At 50.3% G+C, this 18,985-nt stretch carries 18 protein-coding genes and 1 pseudogene; 11 read left to right on the top strand and 8 right to left on the bottom strand.

Translation table 11 applies throughout. From position 1 onward, the window contains the following. The first annotated feature begins 556 nt into the window (after positions 1-556). Positions 557-1,837 (top strand): group II intron reverse transcriptase/maturase, encoded by a 1,281-nt coding sequence (ltrA, locus tag CGZ75_RS07545; protein WP_245850739.1) that lies wholly within the window; start codon positions 557-559, stop codon positions 1,835-1,837. 187 nt (positions 1,838-2,024) lie between these two features. Beyond that, a pseudogene (locus CGZ75_RS07540) lies at positions 2,025-2,850 on the top strand (IS5 family transposase). A gap of 101 nt (positions 2,851-2,951) precedes the next feature. On the opposite strand, the gene lepB reads toward CGZ75_RS07540, so the two are convergent. The 5 genes from lepB to CGZ75_RS07515 all read right to left on the bottom strand — a co-directional run bounded on the left by lepB (position 2,952) and on the right by CGZ75_RS07515 (position 6,066). Beyond that, positions 2,952-3,596, bottom strand: a complete 645-nt coding sequence (lepB, locus tag CGZ75_RS07535) for a signal peptidase I (protein ID WP_089523602.1) — start codon at positions 3,594-3,596, stop codon at positions 2,952-2,954. 60 nt (positions 3,597-3,656) lie between these two features. Further along, a complete protein-coding gene (locus tag CGZ75_RS07530; RefSeq protein WP_089523601.1) occupies positions 3,657-4,295 on the bottom strand; it encodes a hypothetical protein in 639 nt (212 codons plus the stop codon). 18 nt (positions 4,296-4,313) lie between these two features. Beyond that, entirely contained in the window at positions 4,314-4,862 is a 549-nt protein-coding gene (locus CGZ75_RS07525; RefSeq protein WP_089523600.1) for a hypothetical protein, read from the bottom strand. Between the two features lie 90 nt (positions 4,863-4,952). Continuing rightward, entirely contained in the window at positions 4,953-5,213 is a 261-nt protein-coding gene (locus CGZ75_RS07520) for a hypothetical protein (protein ID WP_089523599.1), read from the bottom strand. A 52-nt stretch (positions 5,214-5,265) separates the two neighbouring features. Beyond that, a complete protein-coding gene (locus CGZ75_RS07515; RefSeq protein ID WP_176444717.1) occupies positions 5,266-6,066 on the bottom strand; it encodes a transposase in 801 nt (266 codons plus the stop codon). Between the two features lies 1 nt (position 6,067). Here CGZ75_RS07515 and CGZ75_RS07510 point away from each other — a divergent pair, with 1 nt between their 5' ends. Further along, positions 6,068-6,514: an NAD(P)/FAD-dependent oxidoreductase gene (locus CGZ75_RS07510; RefSeq protein WP_176444716.1), complete on the top strand. Its 447-nt coding sequence runs from the start codon at positions 6,068-6,070 to the stop codon at positions 6,512-6,514. A 450-nt stretch (positions 6,515-6,964) separates the two neighbouring features. On the opposite strand, the gene CGZ75_RS07505 is transcribed toward CGZ75_RS07510, so the two are convergent. After that, on the bottom strand, positions 6,965-8,890 hold the full coding sequence (locus CGZ75_RS07505) for a glycosyl hydrolase family 18 protein (RefSeq protein ID WP_089523596.1): 1,926 nt from the start codon (positions 8,888-8,890) through the stop codon (positions 6,965-6,967). Positions 8,891-9,235: 345 nt separating this feature from the next. On the opposite strand from CGZ75_RS07505, the gene CGZ75_RS07500 reads away from it, so the two are divergent. The 4 genes from CGZ75_RS07500 to CGZ75_RS07485 are packed head-to-tail and all read left to right on the top strand — an operon-like array spanning position 9,236 to position 12,823. Continuing rightward, positions 9,236-9,934 (top strand): methyltransferase domain-containing protein, encoded by a 699-nt coding sequence (locus tag CGZ75_RS07500; RefSeq protein ID WP_089523595.1) that lies wholly within the window; start codon positions 9,236-9,238, stop codon positions 9,932-9,934. Further along, a complete protein-coding gene (locus CGZ75_RS07495) occupies positions 9,927-11,087 on the top strand; it encodes an NAD(P)/FAD-dependent oxidoreductase (protein ID WP_089523594.1) in 1,161 nt (386 codons plus the stop codon). The genes CGZ75_RS07500 and CGZ75_RS07495 overlap by 8 nt, the downstream gene beginning before the upstream one ends. Positions 11,088-11,129: 42 nt before the next feature. Beyond that, positions 11,130-11,594, top strand: coding sequence for an SRPBCC family protein (locus CGZ75_RS07490; RefSeq protein ID WP_089523593.1), 465 nt, complete (start codon positions 11,130-11,132; stop codon positions 11,592-11,594). Next, positions 11,591-12,823 (top strand): beta-ketoacyl-[acyl-carrier-protein] synthase family protein, encoded by a 1,233-nt coding sequence (locus CGZ75_RS07485; protein ID WP_089523592.1) that lies wholly within the window; start codon positions 11,591-11,593, stop codon positions 12,821-12,823. The genes CGZ75_RS07490 and CGZ75_RS07485 overlap by 4 nt, the downstream gene beginning before the upstream one ends. Positions 12,824-12,929: 106 nt before the next feature. Here the strand turns inward: CGZ75_RS07485 and CGZ75_RS07480 are convergent, their stop codons facing one another. Beyond that, on the bottom strand, positions 12,930-13,196 hold the full coding sequence (locus tag CGZ75_RS07480) for a DUF2653 family protein (RefSeq protein WP_245850738.1): 267 nt from the start codon (positions 13,194-13,196) through the stop codon (positions 12,930-12,932). 18 nt (positions 13,197-13,214) lie between these two features. After that, positions 13,215-13,628 (bottom strand): hypothetical protein, encoded by a 414-nt coding sequence (locus tag CGZ75_RS07475; protein WP_089523590.1) that lies wholly within the window; start codon positions 13,626-13,628, stop codon positions 13,215-13,217. A gap of 147 nt (positions 13,629-13,775) precedes the next feature. On the opposite strand from CGZ75_RS07475, the gene CGZ75_RS07470 reads away from it, so the two are divergent. From CGZ75_RS07470 to CGZ75_RS07455, 4 genes are all read left to right on the top strand, one after another. Beyond that, positions 13,776-14,336 carry a DUF309 domain-containing protein gene (locus CGZ75_RS07470; protein WP_245850737.1) on the top strand — a complete coding sequence of 187 codons (561 nt, stop codon included), beginning with the start codon at positions 13,776-13,778 and terminating at the stop codon, positions 14,334-14,336. Between the two features lie 114 nt (positions 14,337-14,450). Next, a complete protein-coding gene (locus tag CGZ75_RS07465; protein WP_176444715.1) occupies positions 14,451-16,415 on the top strand; it encodes an ATP-dependent DNA helicase in 1,965 nt (654 codons plus the stop codon). A gap of 231 nt (positions 16,416-16,646) precedes the next feature. Further along, positions 16,647-17,339, top strand: a complete 693-nt coding sequence (locus CGZ75_RS07460; protein ID WP_089523588.1) for a response regulator transcription factor — start codon at positions 16,647-16,649, stop codon at positions 17,337-17,339. Further along, on the top strand, positions 17,340-18,851 hold the full coding sequence (locus tag CGZ75_RS07455; RefSeq protein ID WP_089523587.1) for a sensor histidine kinase: 1,512 nt from the start codon (positions 17,340-17,342) through the stop codon (positions 18,849-18,851). The last annotated feature ends 134 nt before the right edge of the window (positions 18,852-18,985 follow it).

Here is an 18,985-nt window from a genome sequence, read left to right as displayed (position 1 = left end):
ACCTAAGTAGTAAGAGCGACCGAGCCTAGGTTGAGTAACTTAGCAGGTGGAACCCCTGCTTGGAAAGGCAAAGCCATGCCACCAATAACGAGTCTTGGAGCGATAATGGTAACATTCTCGTTTAAGCGTAGACAGTCAGGATGCAGGCCTGAAAGTGATTGAGCCTCGAAAATGAGGAGAACGGGAAGGTCGACGAGCTTTACTACTCGGAAGACAATACCCTCTCAGACGCGAATGGCAAGTCTGAAGGAGCTTCCCCGGGGTCGAAGAGCCAGGCATGTATACCAATGGTTACACAGCAACTCGGGAGGCCCAGACACTCTTCTACGAGTTAAGTACTTGTTAGGAACAACGGCGGGAGTATGGCGGACAAGCGGTAATACGTAAGGAAGCCAAATGGTCGTCTGGGAGTCGGATTGCCGCATAGTACCTATGAAACCGGTGTAATGCTGGCGGAGGGAAGGCAGGCGACACAAAATCGATCTTGATAAGGACACATTTTCCACACACGGAGGTGGGTAGAAAAATGGAAACAAAATGAGCAAGAATAGCAGAGATGGCAAGTGCTGACCCTAAGCAGCGGTTTACTTCAATCGGACATTTTATCGATGCGGTAGCATTGATGGAAAGTCATCGAGCCATGGAGACCGGGAAAGCAACAGGAGTCGACGGAGTGACGAAAGAGACGTATGAAGCGAATCTGGAGGCGAACGTAGAGAATCGGGTCAAACGAATCAAACAGAAAAACTACAGACCGCAACCCGCCAGACGAACCTACATCCCGAAGGATGAGAAAAGTACGCGCCCGCTGGGTATTCCTGCTTACGAGGATAAGCTGGTGCAACACGCGTTGAAGAGAGTGCTCGAAGCCATTTATGAACAAGACTTCATGGACTTCTCCTATGGATTTCGCCCAAAACGAAGCATGCACCATGCATTGAAACGACTGAACGCAATCATGGAGAGAGGACCGATGCATTACGTGGTGGACGCCGACATTAAAGGCTTCTTTAATCATGTCGATCATGAATGGTTGATGAAGTTTCTCGAATTACGGATCGGCGATCCCAATATCCACCGCCTCGTCAGGCGTATGTTGAAAGCCGGCATACAAGAAGACGGCGAATACGAGCCTACCGAAGAAGGAACCCCGCAAGGTTCAGTCGTGTCACCAATGCTTGCAAACGTGTACCTTCACTATGTGCTGGATATGTGGTTTGAAGTGGCGGTGAAGAGACAATGTAGAGGTCAGGCTGAAATCGTACGTTTTGCTGATGATTTCGTATGCTGCTTCCAATACAAAGAGGATGCAGAACGATTCTATGCCGCGCTTCGAACGAGGTTAGGCAAGTTTAATCTGAGCCTAGCGGAAGAGAAGACAAAGATCATCGAATTCGGACGTTTTGCGGAGGCAAACAGGAAAAAGCGTGGAGAAGGGAAGCCGGAAACATTCACCTTCCTGGGATTCACCCACTACTGTTCCAAAAGCCAGAAAGGTATGTTTCGGGTTAAACGCAAAACAAGCGGAAAGAAATTCAAACAGAAGGTCAAAGCGATGAAAACATGGATCAAGGCTAATCGTCATAGGGAACAGAAGATGTTTCTCAAAACGCTCCGTTCCAAACTGGCAGGGCACTACCGATATTATGGAATTACGGATAATTTCGAGATGATACACGCCTATTATGATCTAACGATTAACCTGATACTGAAATGGCTAAATCGCAGAAGCCAGAAAAAGAGTTTCACGAAGGAGAGATTTTTCGAAGTCTTAACGAACTTCAAGCTGCCCAAACCGCGCGTCTACGTCAATATCTACGACATGCCAAAGCTGTAAGGATGATGTGAAGAGCCGTATGAGTAAATTGCGCCAGTACGGATCTGTGAGGGGTAGGGGTACAATCCGCGACGGAAAGTCCCCGCCTACTCGACCGATTTTCAATAGGGTATCTCCGCTTTTGTTTTGAGGGAGTTAGAGCTTATCTCAAAACAATTGGGTAATAAAGGGTACGAGGTGATGAGAGATGCGAATCAAAACCTGGATCCTATCCGATGAGTTTTGGGATATGATCAAAGACGAACTGCCGTAACCGACAAAACGAGATCCGAATCGAACCTATATACGCAAACCAGGAGCTGGCCGGAAATCGGTTGAGCCTCGAAAGGTAGTGGAAGGCATCCTGTATGTGCTCCGTACCGGCCGCCAATGGAACGCTGTTCCTCGTGAATACGGCAGTTCGAGTACCCTCTTTTTTCAGCGTTGGACCGAGGAGGGATTCTTTGAACGAATCTGGGCCCTTGGCCTGCAAATGGTCGAGGAGTGGGAAGGCATCGGCTGGGAATGGCAGAGCATCAATGGCAGTCTGGTCAAGGCCCTCTTGCCCTTGAGCTGTTGGGAAGAACCCAACGGATCGAGGAAAAAAAGGGACCAAGAGAAGCGTGTTGGTGGACCAGAGCGGGATCCCGTTAGCGCTCGTGATCGACGGGGCCAATCGGCATGATGTCAAGTTGCTGGACGAAACGTTGACTCGCATGGTGGTAGAGCCAGGTCTAACGACACCACAGCCGAATTTATGCGCCGATGCGGGTTATCGGGGGATAGAGGCTCGTCAACACATCGAAGATCATGGCTATATCCCTCACATCCGCTCCAGAGGCGAAGAAAAGCAAGATGTAGAGCAAGGCAAACATCCGCGCCGCTGGGTCGTGGAAGTCTTGTTTTCGTGGCTAAATCGCTTCCGCAAGGTGCTCATCCGTTTTGAAAAGAAGGCTCAAAACTACCTGGGCCTCCTTCAATGTGCCTGCGCACTCATTGTCTGGAGAAGATTGATTGATGTTCATGCTCACTGATTAATTTTGGGATAAGCTCTTAATATCCTGACAAACACAAAAACACCCCACACTACCTGTGTCGAGCACAGACTGTAAGGGGTGTGTCTTCTCATCCCAAACTATTTTTCTTTTTTGTATCCTAGTACTCTCCCTATCACCTGATCCACTGGTAACGGTCCAAAGGTTAAACTGTCATACCCCCTGGTAGAATTGTCTGATATGACAAAAATGCTTCCTTTGGGAATGACTAGATCCTTTACATATGTGCTAAAAAACTCTCTATATCCATCCTTACACACTTCTTCTTTGCAAGCATCAATTTCCTTGCTAAAAAACTCTTCTTCATTCATTCCCCCTGCTCTAAGTTGTCCATAAAAAGAATCCAATTTCATATCATTAATATACACTTGTCCTTTCTTAATCGTTACTTTTTCTCCTTCAAGTGCTACTACTCTTGTAATTTGCTTTTTAATGCTTTCAATTTTCTCTAGATCATTCGGTACATTAAAGTAAATTACATCTCCACGATTAAAAGGATTTGACTTATAATAATTCGAATCTATTAAAATATTTTTTGAATAATATTCATCCTTTCTACCAACCATGTTGTTCATTTGATAAAAAACCTCTAAGTTGTCTCCCTTTTTTTCTGTTGTTTGTATTTCATTTTTTGTTTTAGAGTCAGTCAAAGCCTCGTTATTTGAGCAACCCACTATAATCAGTAACGTTATTACAGTTGTAAGAAAAATTAAAAAGTTCTTCATTTAATTCCTCCCAACAAAAAATGAAGTGGGGATCCGCAACGAATCCCCAAGACTATTAAATTATTTTAGATGATTAATGTTAGGATTACTGCTCAAATCCACTATAAGCATTTTGTCATCAAAAGAACTAATATCTTCCATTAGATCTAACTTTAGCTGATGAACCATTTTTCCGTTACTCTCAAGAGAAGATTCGAGGGGAACTCCATCTTCAGTGAAGGAATAGGATATTTTTCCGTTATCCTTTTCCTTTTTAAACTCTTGTTTGATGCCTTTTGCATCTTTCTTTTCTTGCTTAGTAAGCTTACCCATGCTTTGGTTTTTCAACGCTTTTTCATAGCTATCACCAAAATAAGAGTGTGGAATGACTCGTCCTTTTTTACCGGATTCAGAAAAATCACGAATCATCATGTCATTAATAATCTTAGTGTACTGGTAAAGCTTCTCTCCGTCCCAAACTTCAAAGTCACCTGCAAAATTTCCAGAAGTAACTTCATAGCGATAGTGGCCCTTATCGTTAAACCAAACCTCATAGGTTCCGCCTTGCGCCATGCCATCCTCAGATACACCATTTTCTGAGATTACAAAGTGTTTGGAGAAATAAAATGGTGTTTTCTTCTCTGCGTTAGAAACAAATACTGCAAACAAACTCAAGGCGAGGATGGCCATAAAGGATATATAACGTTTTTTGTTCTTCATTTTTCCACCGCTATCATTTTAGAAATCGATATTAAATACAGCCCGTTTTGGGTACACAGTTGTCGAAGGAACTCCGTTTTGATTATACATATTTAGCTCATAATAGACTATTACACAATTGTTTGCATCTTTAACAACTGAGTTAGCCGAGTATTTTACCCAATAGCTAGAATTTGATTCTCGTCTGCGGTCTTCATCATATGTTGTAGAATTGTACACTTGTGTATACTGACCACCTAACTGAGGAGGTCTATTTGTACCAACATATACGCGCTCAACTTCCCAGGTATCATATTTACCAGTACTGTAAGTGTAGGTAGCTAGTACATCGCCTATCCTTTTATCATTTGCCAAAGGAGGAGCATCTGCCCAATATACTTGAGCGTTAAAGTGTGTCTCTGCATAATAATACTCACAGAGAACTTCATTACCCGGTGCACAGCCTGACGTACCATAGGGATACGCAGTTGTACCTACTGGATTTGGTGCGGCATAAGAAGTGAGAATCGATAACTGAAAAATCAGACAGACTACAAGCAATACACGTAACGGTTTAAATCCCTTCATCTTAGCCCTCCTTTTATTTGAGTATAGCTTACAATTTTCCCAGATTAAATCCAATGTGACAGAACTCCTATCTTTAAGCAGGTCTGTTGATTAACCAGAATATGTATCTAAAATAAGGCCCCCGTCTATCAATCGGCGCAGGCGTATCGTCCATTCAACCGGCAAAGCATTTATAAGGAGCAAGCGAGTGAAACGGACAAAAGAAAGCCTCGCATATCGAGGCAGCGTTTGCGTTGTACCGTCGAACAGCCATTTGAGCAGCACAAAGACGATCAGCGCGCAGAACAGCTGGCCATAGACGGCGTTTTCTGTCGTACCAAATAGAGTCGGAATGTTCAAATGCTGTTTCATCCAGCGAAACAAAACCTCAACCTACAAAGCGAGCTTTGTACATCAACGCGATTTACTCAGCCGTTATGGTCATTAAATCGGTCACAACGCGGATTTCTCTTCCCTCAAAATCACGAAAGATAACCACACGATGACGGTTCTCCGTACGACATTGAGGCGTACCTAGTTGACAGGTGATGTCGCGAATGACAGAAGAACCATCGGCAGCTTCACGTCGTCGTGCACGTGGCTTTTCCACATGAACATTGTCGCGCAGTCGAATCACGAAGGATTGCCCCTCTTGTTTATAGCGATCCAAACGCTCCAATTTCCCATAAGCTCGATCCATAACCCTAATAAATGCTGTGTTTTCTAGCGATTCACACACCGGCCCATCGTGCTTAGAGCCAACCGCCTCGGTGAATTGAAGGGGTTGCATCGTTTGAGCTTGCAAGGCTACATGCAACTTTACCGCAGCACGTTCTCCGTGGAAAGGCGCCCATGGCAACCGTGTTTTTCCCACCGTCATGGTCGTAGAGTCGATCAGCAGCAATTCTTTAGGGAAGGCCAGTTTCCGCCGTGTTTCTCGGTTGCATTTGCGGACGATGAGATGAAAGATTTCCTTAAATACCGCAAACGGTACATCAGCTGCTTTACCGGAAAAAGAAGAGTCGTGCACGGGGCGCAAACCGCTGCTGGCCGCATGATCCGCTCCGAAACGATAGCTGGGCCATTCTTCACTGGCCGCAACACTCCAATACAACAACAAATCATAGACGGTGATTTTCCGGGCATTGTCCACATAGCCGACAGCTTGGACCACAAGCCCGACTTCATCGGGTGTCAATACAGTTTGAAGGATAGAGGGAATCATTATGCCTGTCCAGTTGATGAAAAAAAGCATTTTTTGGTGGTTTGGGAAGTTAGGTATATATCAGGCAGACATTCATTCCCAATTGGGCCGTTGGCTAAGCAGGCAACCTGACCCGATATTTGGTTACGACCTAAAAAAACTGCTGCAAAAGGGCGGCGTACAGCTGAAACCTCGAACGGAAGCCATCGAAGCTCATGTGATCTCGTTTGCCGACAATACGACAATTCGGGTAAAAAACGTGGTTTGGGCAACGGGTTTTTATCCCGATTACCGTTGGATTGAAATCCCTGATGTTCATGACGATAAAGGAAAACCCATCCACCAAAGAGGAATAAGTCCAGTGTCGGGATTATATTTTGTGGGGACGCCCTGGCAGCATAGCCGCGGCTCTGCTTTGATCGGGGGGATTGGTAGGGATGCGGAATTCGTGGTGAATTCGATCAAATAAGGAGGCTCACCTGTAAAAGGAAGTGAATTTCCCGACATGATTAAGAACCCCCTGCCATCTGCAGGGGTTTCAAATACATTATTGTTGGCCGACAAGAAGGGAAATATATCTTATAGAGGTTGAGAGATGAACAGATCACGCAGTTGCTTACGGTCATGGATGCCGTTTTCCTTCAAGTTGAGGAAGAAGTTATGGATTGTCATAAAGTGAAAAGAGCTTTTTCAAACTGGCCTTAAGCCTGTTTGGAAAGCTCTTTTCATGTGTAGGTTTCACATGGCCTAGACAACTGTGGATAATAGTAATAATTGATAAGAACCTGAACCCAATGCAATGAATTAATTCATAATTATTCATAAAATCAGATGATAGCGAATCACTTTCCTAATTTCCCATAAAACCCACTAACAAATAGTCCAGAACTCCAATCCCTCTAAACCTTGACCATCCACCCTACTCCTTAAGCTTCAAAACCCCGTCCCACAGAGCCGCAGGCTCATACCCGAGCCGCCAGGCGGCGATGCCGGCGATGTCATACTTCTTCGCCAAAGCTACGCGCTGCTTGATGCTCTCGTTCGTTTCCGCCCAGAACACATACGTTTTGCCTTCTTCGGTGTAGGTGTACTTCGTCAGTCCCGCTTCAGCGTCGAGGGAGGCGTAGGCGGCTTTGGAGTTGATCAGCTTAGGCACATCTTTCATATACACGGCGCGGCTCGTTTTTGGCTTGCCGGAGGCGTCGACTTCCCATACCCGCACATAAAAAGGAATGCCTAACACCAGCTTGGAGCGAGGGACGCCGTAGGCCAAGAACTGCTGGATGCCGCCCTCGGACCAGCCAATGCTGGACACAGGCCCAGCTTCGTCGCTGCCCTGCCAGTGCTCATCATACGCCATGATGACAACTCGATCGGCAACCTCTGCGATGGCCCGATGGTCATAAGCGGTCAGATGATCCCAGGCGATGTCCCCGCGAGGTAAGTCGACTGCAAGCTCCATTCCCTCTTTGTGGAGGGCGGCAGCGATCTCTCTTACAAATTGGCTATAAAGCGCGCGGTCTTTGCCAGCGACACTCTCGAAGTCGAGGTTGAGGCCGTCTGCACCTGCTTTTTTCAAGCTGGCGACGATGTTTTTGATGAATGTTTGTCGAGCCTCGAGATTAGCCAGGAAAGCACTCGTCCGCTTGGCGTCAAACCCATTATGCAACAACGGCTGAACCTTTATTCCGCGTTTATCAAGCGAGGCAACAAGGTCTGGCAGCGAGTCATCTTGCAGCTTGCCGGTACCATCGAGCAGCACGTACCACGAAGGTGATGAAATATCGACCCCTTGGGTCCCAGCGAGCTGGGTTACGATGCTGGACTGATCGGCCGTGCCGCTCCAGCCCAAAATCTCGAGCGCCTTCGGTTGGCTCCAGATGGTCCTTTTATCCGCCGTGACGATGTGGCTCCGGGAATAGCCGGAAGCGTATTGCAGGGCGCTTTTACGCGTATGGAAACTCTTCAACAGCTTGTCCCCTTGCATGACAGTCAGATAGGGCGCATTCGTCCACCAGACGAGTCCATCCCGGACGATCTGAGCTCCGGACAAACCTTTTGCTTTCGTCAATGCGCTTTGCAGCGCATAATATTTCGCCACCGGCTTGCCGTTCTGCAGCACTTCATAAGAAGGTGCTCGGGAAAGAATGACGGCGCCGGTTGAGTTGTTCACTACTTTGCTGCCAGTTAGGGAACGAGCGGCTATTACAGCATCTTTGGCGAAGGCATATACTTTTTTCTCCGTTAGGGCCACGTCAGACTGCACTACGTAAACTGGGCTTCCCGCCCGAATGACCTTAATTTGCGCCGCGGTATAGTTGTCCCAGATCCAATCAGCTGCTTCGATGTCAATGATATGGGTGCGCGACCATTTGGCAGCCTCTTTTTTGGCTTCTGCTAATGTAGCAAAACCCCAGGAAGATTTGGTGCGATCGCCTTGATACAGCTGGTAGCGCGGCGATTTGCTGTACACCCAACCCGGCTGCTGCAGATCACGGATCTGGGCAGTCGGCAGCGAATTGGCTTTGGCAAGCGCCGAACTATAGGAGGCGTATTCCCATGAAGGTTGGCTTTGACCATTTTGATACACCTTGTACCGGGGGAAGTTATCCCAGATCCATTCGCGACCGGAAATTCGTTCAACCCGGGTGTAGGTGAAACGCGAAGCGTATGCCTTGGCGTCGGATAGACGGGCAAATTCTTTCAAGGGACGGTCATTTTGATAAACGCGGTACTGACTGATTTCACTGACGGATGTAGCTGGAGCCGCAGACACTCCAGTGGCAAAAACGGCCTGCAGTCCGATAGCGGCAGCTGCCGCAATGGCCAGCGGGGCTTTGTTCATATTTATTTTCCTCCTGTTAGTAGATATAGCCGATGCTCTCAGTTCGAAGTCGCAATCTACCTGGGCAGAGCGATCCACTTGGGAGCGGATTGGAATGAATGCCGATTGTTCAAGGGCAAGGATGATGAGATGAAAATCCTGCTTCTACTCTATTAAACGATACAAAGGCGCTTTTAGTCGCGTGGCAATGTTTGGACCGGCCGGAACGATAGAGTAGGATGATAGATTTTGATGGAGCCCTTTTGAAAATTACCCGCGCTACAAGAGGTTGAATCCTCCATGGATGGATGATTGTGGGAAAGGCTGCTCATACTATCGTCAGCGGCAGTGGAAGGAGGTGGTAGCATGAAGCGCCATCACGAAAAAGAGTGGCTAGACGAGGAAGGAGCGGCAACGCCCTCCGAGCTTGAAGAGAGCCTGCGGGAAGTATGGGCCGTGAACCGTTATTTGGGCGGTAACCCGCCTCTGCTGCGGCATCTTGGCCGAATGCTGGGACGGGCATCCCAGGGTTCAGACCTGTTGAAAGTGCTCGATGTGGCGACCGGACTGGCTGACCAACCGCTTGAGGTGCATCGCTGGGCTGCCTCCAAGGGCTGGAAGGTGCAGGTCACTGGCGTGGAGATCAGCCCTTCCATTGCGGAGCTGGCACAGCGACGGACGGCACATAATGCGGCAATTACGATTGAGGTGGGTGATGGCAGAAAGCTGCCCTATGAGGACGGAAGTTTCGATGTCGCATTCAGCAATCTGGCGCTTCATCATATGAGCGATGAGGATGCGGTGGCGATGCTTTCGGAAATGCAGCGGGTCAGCCGGCATGGCTGGGTTGTGACCGATTTGGAGCGCAGCCGAACGGCGTACGGCTTTGCGCGATTGCTCGCTTTGGCCGTCTGGCGCAGCCCGGTGACGCGGCATGACGGGCCTTTGTCCGTGCGCCGCTCTTACACGGCGGTTGAGGCTCGGGCGCTGCTGGAGCAAGCCGGTCTGAAAGCGCGTGTGCGGCGGCATTTCCCTTACCGCATCGCGTTGTTCAGCGATGTATGATGTAGTCGTTTGCGGTGGAGGTCCCGCCGGCAGCGCTCTCGCTTGGTGGTTGGCCCGGGACGGGATGCGCGTAGCTATCGCGGACGCGGGGACGCATCCGCGCCGCAAACCTTGCGGCGAGTCGCTTAATCCCGGCGCGGTAGCCGCGATTTTGCGGCTGGCGGCGGGAGCCCCTCCGTTAGAGGGATTGCTGGAGCATGTGCAGCCGCTGGATGGCTGGGTGTTACACAGCGGCAAAGCCTCTGTAGCGGCGCGTTACCCGCGCGGCCGCAGCGGCTGGTCCTGTCGCAGGGAAGCGCTGGACGAGTGGCTGCTGCGGGGAGCGATTGGTGCGGGAGCCGAGATCATCGCAGGCTGCCGGGTCAAGGCGGTGGCGCAGCATGATGACCGCTGCGAAATCAGCGCTGTGCGCGAGGGCATCAATATGACGATGGAAGCGCGTTATGCGGTAGGGGCGGACGGGCTGCGTTCCGTCGTCGCCCGCTCGGTAGGGCTGCTCGCGCGGCCTGGCCCGCTGCGCAAAGTTGCGCTGACCGCGCGGATCAGCGGTCTGCACGATTTGCGGCCGCTAGTGGAGCTGCATTTGCAGCGAGGGGCCGTGATTGGCATTGCGCCGCTGCAAGGCGAAGGCGGCGCCGCCAATGCGACGCTGGCGCTCTCGGCCGTCGAGGCAGCGCGACGGGCTTCCAGCCTGCGCAGCCGACCGGAGGCGCTGCTCGGTGCGCTGCGAGCGTCGACTGCCATTGGCGAAAGGGCAGCTGAGGCTCGCTTGGAAAGCGAGGTGCTGGCTTGCGGGCCTTTTCATTATCCGGTGCGGGCAGCTCACCGGGGGCGGGTGCTGCTCGTCGGTGATGCGGCAGGTTACTATGATCCGCTGACTGGACAGGGGATTTACCGGGCGCTGCGGGGCGCGGAGCTGGCGGCGGGGCTGTTGCGGCAAGCGGCTGCAGAAGGCGGGGTGGAAGTGCTCCAACGCTACTCTGCAATGCTGCAACGGGAGTTTGGAGCGGGCACAGCGTTGCAGCGCTTCATAGAATATGGCGCCGCAAGGCCGCGCCTGTTTCAGGCGGCTATACATGGGCTGCGGCTAAGCGGCAGCGCTTCCCTTGTCGCGGCTGTCGTCGGCAATTGCCGAGAGCCGAGGCGGTGGTGAGCTTTTACATACGGATTGATCAACGAGGAAAGAAGGTTTGCCATGTACACCTATAACGAAGCGTATATCAGCTCCCCGCCGGAGGAAGTTTTCCGCTATGCGAGTGAGGTTGAGCGCTGGCCGGAGCATTTGGACCACTATCGTCAGGTGAGCTTTCGCACTGGCGCACCGAGCGAGGGAATTGTGGAGATGCGTGCTTGGCGTCCGTTCGGAGCGCTGCGTTGGCCGGTCTGGTGGGTTAGCGAGATGAGTACGGAGCCGGACAATAATAGCATCTTTTATCGGCATATCGAGGGCGTCACAACGGGTATGGACGTGGAGTGGAAGGTGGAGCCGCATGGAGACGGCAGCAGGGCTGTCATCATGCATGAATGGAAACGTCCGGCGGTCGGTCGCCTTGCTGCAAGCGGGATCATCGGTCCGACGTTTGTCCATGCGATTGCCGAACGGACGCTGAGAGGATTGAAAGCGGCTGCGGAACAAAACTCAAGGAGGTATGCGCGATGAAGGAACGGAAAGCGGTCATTACCGGCATTGGCTGCGTGACACCAATCGGCACAGGTGTTGAAGGGTTATGGGAAGGTCTGCGCCGCGGCGAGAGCGCGGTTGGAGCCATCGACCGATTCGTGCCAGAAGGTCTGAAAAGTCGGATCGCCGCACAAGTCCGCGACTTTGATCCGAGCCATTATATGGACCGCAAGCGGGCGCATCGCACTGACCGCTACTCGCAGCTCGCGCTCGCTTCAGGACGGCTCGCGCTGCAGCATGCCGGTCTTGATCCGTCGCAGCTGGACGGCGACCGGACCGGCGTATTTATGGGCAGCGCGCTGGGCGGCATCGCTTATGCCGAAGAGCAGTGCAGTCAGTTCATGAACGGCGGTTACCGCAGCGTTTCGCCAACACTCGGTTTTTCTGTGTTCGGCGGCGCCTCTTCCTGCAATATGGCGATGGAGTTCGGCTTTACCGGGCCGAATGAGACAAATTCGATGAGCTGCGCTTCGGGAGCGGTGGCGATTGGACGCGCGCTCCAAGCAATTCGTCGGGGCGAAGCGGATACGATGCTGGCTGGCGGCTCGGAGGCGCCATTGTCGCCGCTGTCGTTCGGAGCATTTGATCTGCTGCGCGCGATGTCGACGCGTAACGAGGAGCCGGGCTCGGCGAGCCGGCCGTTCGATCGCAGCCGCGACGGCTTTGTGATGGGCGAGGGAGCGGCTGTGCTCGTCATCGAAGAGGAGGGCCACGCCAAAGCGCGAGGAGCGCGCATTTTAGCTGAGCTTAGCGGCTTCGGCGTGAGCAATGACGCGCATCATATGAGCGCGCCATTGCCTTGCGGTACTCAGGCGCAGCGTGCGATGCGGCTCGCCTTAAGTGATGCGGACATGCTGCAGGAGGAGGTCGGATATGTGAACGCGCATGGATCTTCGACGCCGCTCAACGATGTGACGGAATCGAGAGTCATCCGCAGCGTGTTTGGGAACCGTCCTGTTGCCGTCAGCGGCACAAAAGGCTTGTACGGCCATCCGCTGGGAGCGTCAGGCGCGATTGAAGCGGCGATTACCGCACTCGCCTTGTCGCGCGGCTGGCTGCCGCCGACCGCGAATTTGCAAGATCCCGACGAGGCGGCGGAGCTTGATCTGGTCACTGGCGCCGGACGGGACGCCAGGCTGAATGCGGCGCTTTCCAATTCGTACGGCTTCGGCGGGATTAATGCGACGCTCGCTTTTCGGCGCAGGTAGACACGGCCGCGGCAAGGCGAGTCGGGCGGGGCTTTAAGTGCAATAAAAAAGGCCGAGCGCAATGGCGCCCGGCCTAATTTTATAAAAAATAGTCTGCTGCGGAATGCTAATCTGCAATATCAGCCCAGAACTCTTCGTCCACATCCAGCGTAATCTGAGAACGAAAGATTCTTTGGCCGTACTCTCGGTAAACATATTGCTCGATCGCTTCCTTGAGGTTAGCTTCCACGAGGTAATGGGACCGCTCACCGATCCAAACCTCCGCTGTGAAGCCGTATTCTTCTTCCCAGCTTAGCTGCACTTCGACTTGCGAAGGCTGGAGGCTCCGCCGCGAAGCTTCACTGACGCAAACGGCATTGATAATCTGATCCATCGACAATCTCATGGCAGATTAGTAAGGTCTGCGCTGATCTGGCTCAGGCTTGCGTCGGCTCTTAATATAGACGAAGAGTGCTCGCACCAGCAAGATCAAGGCAAAGATTCCAAGAAGGTTAACCATCAGGCCGAGAATTTCACCCATGAAGCCCATGCCGCCGAACATGCTGCCGAACATCAGGCCAGCGAGGCCGCCGATCATCAGACCTTTCATCAGGCCGCCGCCGGAGAAAAATCCAGGCTTTTTCGTTGTAGCAGCTCCATTATTTTTAGTTGAGTCGCTGCGCTTAACGTTGTCAGTCTTCTTTTGTTCTTGAGTGTAACCCTGACGCGGAGATGATTTCTTGCCCCGCTTCGCATCTGCGTTGCCCACTCCCGTGAAGGCAAGAATGATGGTGAAAGCAAGCATGAGAATAAATCCTTTTTTCATTGTTACTTAGTCCCCTCCGTAGTGGAATTTAGATCAACATTGCGTTCTGGTGCTCATACGTCTATCATGTTAGGCAGGTTTCAATTATTTTATTAATTTTTAATATGTCCGTCATGCGGACTTTCTATAGCGAAGAGAGGAAATGCCATGCTTACGATTCATGCCTACCCCGAAGCTTATATCCGTTTCCTGGCTGAATTTCATGGAACACGCGATTATTTTGAATGCCATGAGCTGCTGGAAGAGTATTGGAAAGAGAATCCCGACGACGCTGATGCTGGTCTTTGGCACGGCCTGATTCAGATCGCCGTTGGCCAATACCATCTGCGCCGCGGCAACCGTGAAGGAGCGCGCAAAATGCTGCGCTCTGCTTGGCAGCGCCTGTCAAGGGCCAATCCCGCTCGCGCTGGCCTGGACGGCACAGCGCTGCTTCAGCAGCTGGACGAGGCGGCAGGCCACCTGGAGGCGGGCGAGTCGCTTCCATACGTGAGTTGGACGCTGCCGATTCGCGATCCGGAACTGTTCGCGGCAGCGCAGGAGCAATGCCGCCTGATCGACGGCGCAATCTGGTGCGACCCCTCTGTCCGGGATGAGTCGCTTGTGCACCGTCACCGGGTACGCGACCGCAGCGACGTTATTCTGGCGCGGCAGGAGTCGCTGGAGAAGCGACGCGGCGGAGCTCCGCCGCCGCCTCAAGATCCGCAGTAATTGATTCCTGTAAAGGCTGTTCCGTACGTCATGAAAATGACATCGGCACAGCCTTTATTGCATAAACATTGGAATCTGCCAAGCTTAAGGCTGGGGCTCAGGAGGGATATCATCATGCCTTCACTACAAAAGTTACCTTTTCAACTAAATAAGGGTGAGGATATAAAAACACGTTCCCAGCAATGGATTGGAGAAGCTTTTTACGAAAAGCTGCCTAGTCTGGGGTTTGAAATTCGTGAGGAGCAAATTTATGCCGCCTTCCAAATTTATAAAACATTAGGTAAAAAGGAAAAGTTATTAGTAGAAGCAGGGCTCGGATGCGGAAAGACGTTTGCTTATTTGATTGGAGCTATCCTGCATGCGCGTTTGTCTCAACGACCGGTTGTAATATCCTGCGGATCTAATTCGCTTGTTGAACAATTAATACATCCCGGCGGAGATATCGTTAAACTAATGGAAGCGCTTAACGTGCAAATTGATGCTCGTGCCGCATTTGAATCTAACCAATACATATGTGCCAGGAAGGTACAGCTGCAGAAGAGGTTCCGCACAAGGAAGGCGGGATTGAGGGATCTTTTAAAATGGGCGGAAACGACGAAACTCGGCTGCCGGCTGGAAGTGCCAAGTGTAGCTGATGAGCTTTGGAGTTTTGTACAGTGGGAAGAAGGTCAAGATTGCGGGGATTGTTCGGTAGAATATCGTTGTCCTACACGACGTGCTCGCGAACATTATCGCAAGGCCGCCGACATTATTGTGTGCACTCACTCCTATTTTTTTCTTCATATTCGCACAAAAGAAATTTTAAAAGAACAGGGTAATCTGCCCCTACTCCCAAACTACTCGGCAATTATTTTTGATGAAGCGCATCTACTTGAAGATTCCGCTAGGAGATCCCTGGGCGAAGTTCTCACTCTCAACTTTTTGTTGAAGACCATTGATAGAATTCTGGCTCGCGGAATTCGCCAGTCATTTGCCCTCCTTTTGGAGGAGGCGAGAATAAATTCCATCGAAATGTTTAAATATCTTGAGATGCAAAGGCCTAAACCTCTCCAAAAGACGCCCCTGAAAATGTCAGAAGAAGTTACTGTTTGTATTCAATCCCTACATTTATTGATGAACGATGTCTCGGAACAACTTGCGATTGAAGAAGGACTCACAAATGCCCAAAATAAAAACCAATTAATATGGGCGAGCTTAAGCAGTGCAGAACAGACGTTTAAATTACTGCTCACCGAGCATCAGGACCGGGATCATGCGATTTGGCTTGAACGGGGAATGGATAAGGATGATCAAATTTCAATATGGGCAGCGCCAAGCAGCGTTACAAATGTTATGCAGGAACAAGTATTATGTGGAGGTTTACCGGTTATTTTCTCAAGTGCGACGTTAGCGCAAGGCTCTTCATTTGAATATACGAAAAAAATACTTGGCCTCAGGGACGCCAGCACGATGCAAGTTGAGTCACCTTACGATTACGGAAATCAATGCCTGGTCTATATTCCGGATGATAGGTCACTCCTGCCGTTAGCACAACAAATTATTGAATTAATTGAAGGATCAAATGGACGTTCGCTCGTGTTATTTAGAGATGTGACAACTATGAATTCAGTAAGAAATACTATCAAGAAAATAGCAATTAACTCTTCCTGGAATCTATTGTGGGAAGGGGATGCGAGCACATCTCATTTACTGACTGAATTTAGCGAGGATGTGACGTCGGTTTTATTTGGTGTAACCTTTTGGGAAGGGATAAGCGTTGTTGGACCCTCACTGTCTCAATGTATCATTACCCAACTGCCGTTTCCGATGGATGACCCCATTATGATGGTGAAAAGACAACAAGCAAACGCCGCCGGCCTCGATCCATTCGAAGTAGTAGATTTGCCCGTAATGTTAATGAAGTTGAAGCAAGGTACAGGACGACTTATCCGCAGCGCTTCTGATCGTGGAGCTATTAGTTGTCTTGATACTGCTTTCAGGGGAACCAATTATGAAAAAGATGTGCTTGAAACCTTTCCGCGAGGAGCTCGTTTTACGAGCGATCTATTGCAAATTCGGAACATGATTGATTATGTTTAAAAAGGAAAATACTGGCTGGATGTCGAATGCGGCATGTGAACGTTTCTATTAGATGCTTAAAGCTAAGCTAAATGGACCTAAACAGCGGCAGTCATATTTTCTCGTCTAAGGCTACCGCTGTTTTTATATCCATGACCAGTTTAATACATTTATTCTTAAGGTTAATGGAGCTAAAGAAAGCCATAGGACGACTTGTCTGGAGCGTATACAGGTCACAAATCATGCGAGGAGATGTTGGGGATCAAAATACTTGTGGTGGATGACGAGAGCAGCATTCGGGAGGCTGTAGCTTATGCGCTGCGTAGGGAAGGGTATGAGGTGGAGCTAGCTGCGGACGGCCAGGAAGCGCTGGATAAGGTAGAGACGTTTTGCCCTGCGGTGATGGTGCTCGATGTCATGATGCCTAACGTAGGCGGTTTTGACGTTTGCCGCAAGCTAGATGGTCGGCAGCGACCTGCGATTCTATTGCTAACTGTCAAAGATGATATTGTCGATAAAGTGCTGGGACTTGAGCTAGGCGCTGACGATTACATGACCAAACCCTTTGATATGCGGGAGCTACTAGCTAGAGTCAAGGCGCTATCACGCCGGGGAAATCCTATTCAACAATTGCAGCAGGAGCAGCAGGAAGTACTGAGATTAGGAGAGCTGACTGCAGAGCTGTTCAGCCGTGCGGTGTCTATTGAAGGTAAACTGCTGGATCTAACGCCCAAGGAATTTGAACTGCTAGTATTGCTGATGCGCAATCCGGAGCGGGTCTATTCACGAGAATTGCTGTTAGAGAATGTATGGGATATGGATTTTGTGGGTGGAACTCGCACGGTGGACATACATATACAGCGTCTGCGCAAAAAACTAGGTAGTCATTACGGAATCATTCAAACCGTTTACGGCGTTGGTTATAAAGGCACGGGGTCATCTTAGATGATCGGTAAATTTCGGCTGGGCCTGAAGTTAAAAATGTCATTGTTACTCGCCCTGTTGCTTGTCTTTACTGTAACCTGCCTGAGCGTGCTGGTGCTGAGCGGCATCCGGGAGAACGAGCGAACAATGCTGGAGCAGTATTTTATCCAACTGGCAGAAGCTGCCAATCTGAAAGTGCGGGAGGATTATTTGACAGGAGGCAGGATTTCGCCGGAACAGTTTATGAAGCAGACGGGACAACGGCTGGCCGTGGATTTGGGAGCACAAAGCGGCATGGCGGTGACGCTGTATACATTGGATGGCTCATTTGCCGGCACCTCGCTGCCATTCCAGCATCCGGCCAATGTGCAGGATGCATTGCAATATACGCAGCAAGGGCAGTCGGCATACATTACCGAAGGGGATCAAATGTTGTTCCTCGCTCCATTGTACAATTACGAGCAGCGTCTTGGCACGGTGCAGTTTCATACTTCGCTCGCCGCGAAAAATGCTTTTTACGCCAAAATTCGTCAGTTGTTTCTTTTTGCCGGTGCCATCGTGCTTGGTGTCGGTTTCCTAATCGGTTATGTGTATGTCCGGCGACAGGTCAATGTCATTGATCGGCTGAACCGGGCGACATCAAAAATTGGTCAAGGGGATTATCTGTCGGCTCCTTCGGTTGTCAGAAAGGATGAGCTTGGTGAACTGGCACAAGGAATCTATGAGATGAGCAGCAGCATCTCCAGTTCTGTTGGTGCCCTACATGAAGAAAAGCAGAAGCTGCTTGAAACAGTGGAGCAGCTACGTGAACTGGAACAGCAGCAAAAGCAGTTCATCGGTAATATCAGTCATGAGCTAAAAACACCGTTAACCTCGATTATCGCGAATGCTGACCTGTTGACTATGTACAGTGATGATCCTGCCTTACTGGATGATGCCGGAAGGCGCATTCATTTGGAGGCACAGAGACTGAACGGTCTTGTGGAGAAGGCGTTGCAGCTGTCAGCGATGGATATTTACGAGTTCGAGACACAGGCGGAGGTGGTCCCTCTGCTGCCCTTGCTGGAGGAAGCTGTAGCCCGGTTGCAAGGAAAGGCGGACAGCTGCAAGGTTACGATTCATACTTCGCTTTTTGAAGGTGAGGTGTGGGCCGATCCGGAGAACATGATGCATATCATGCTCAATTTATTGGACAATGCGATAAAATATAACTGCCCAGGCGGACAAGTTCACCTGCTGAACTACATAGCAACGTCAGTGGACGGAGCACAACGGATGATCATCGAGGTTGCCGATACAGGAATCGGTATCCCACTGGAAGCTGTATCTCGTATTTTTGATCCTTTTTATACGGTCAGTAGAGACCGATCAAGAGCTAGCGGCGGAACTGGACTAGGGTTAGCATTGGTTCGTGATTTGACCGAGAAGCAAGGGGGGACGGTACAGCTTGTAGAAACGGGACCGGATGGGTCGCGTCTCAGGGTAGAGCTTCTGCTGAACAATACACTCCATAACGAAGTCCGGAATGAATGAGTTCATCCGGGCTTTTTGCCATGACTCTGAAAATGTCAGACGCTACATTGTTTACATTTTCGTTACAATTTGGATATATTTGTGCAATAGTGTTTATCTATAGTAAAGGCCATGTGGAGCTTCAATCGGGATCA

The organism is Paenibacillus herberti (assembly GCF_002233675.1).
GTDB classification, from domain to species: Bacteria; Bacillota; Bacilli; order Paenibacillales; family Paenibacillaceae; genus Paenibacillus_O; species Paenibacillus_O herberti.
Note: the sequence above shows the minus strand (reverse complement) of the source record. Positions and strands in the feature narration are given on the sequence as shown.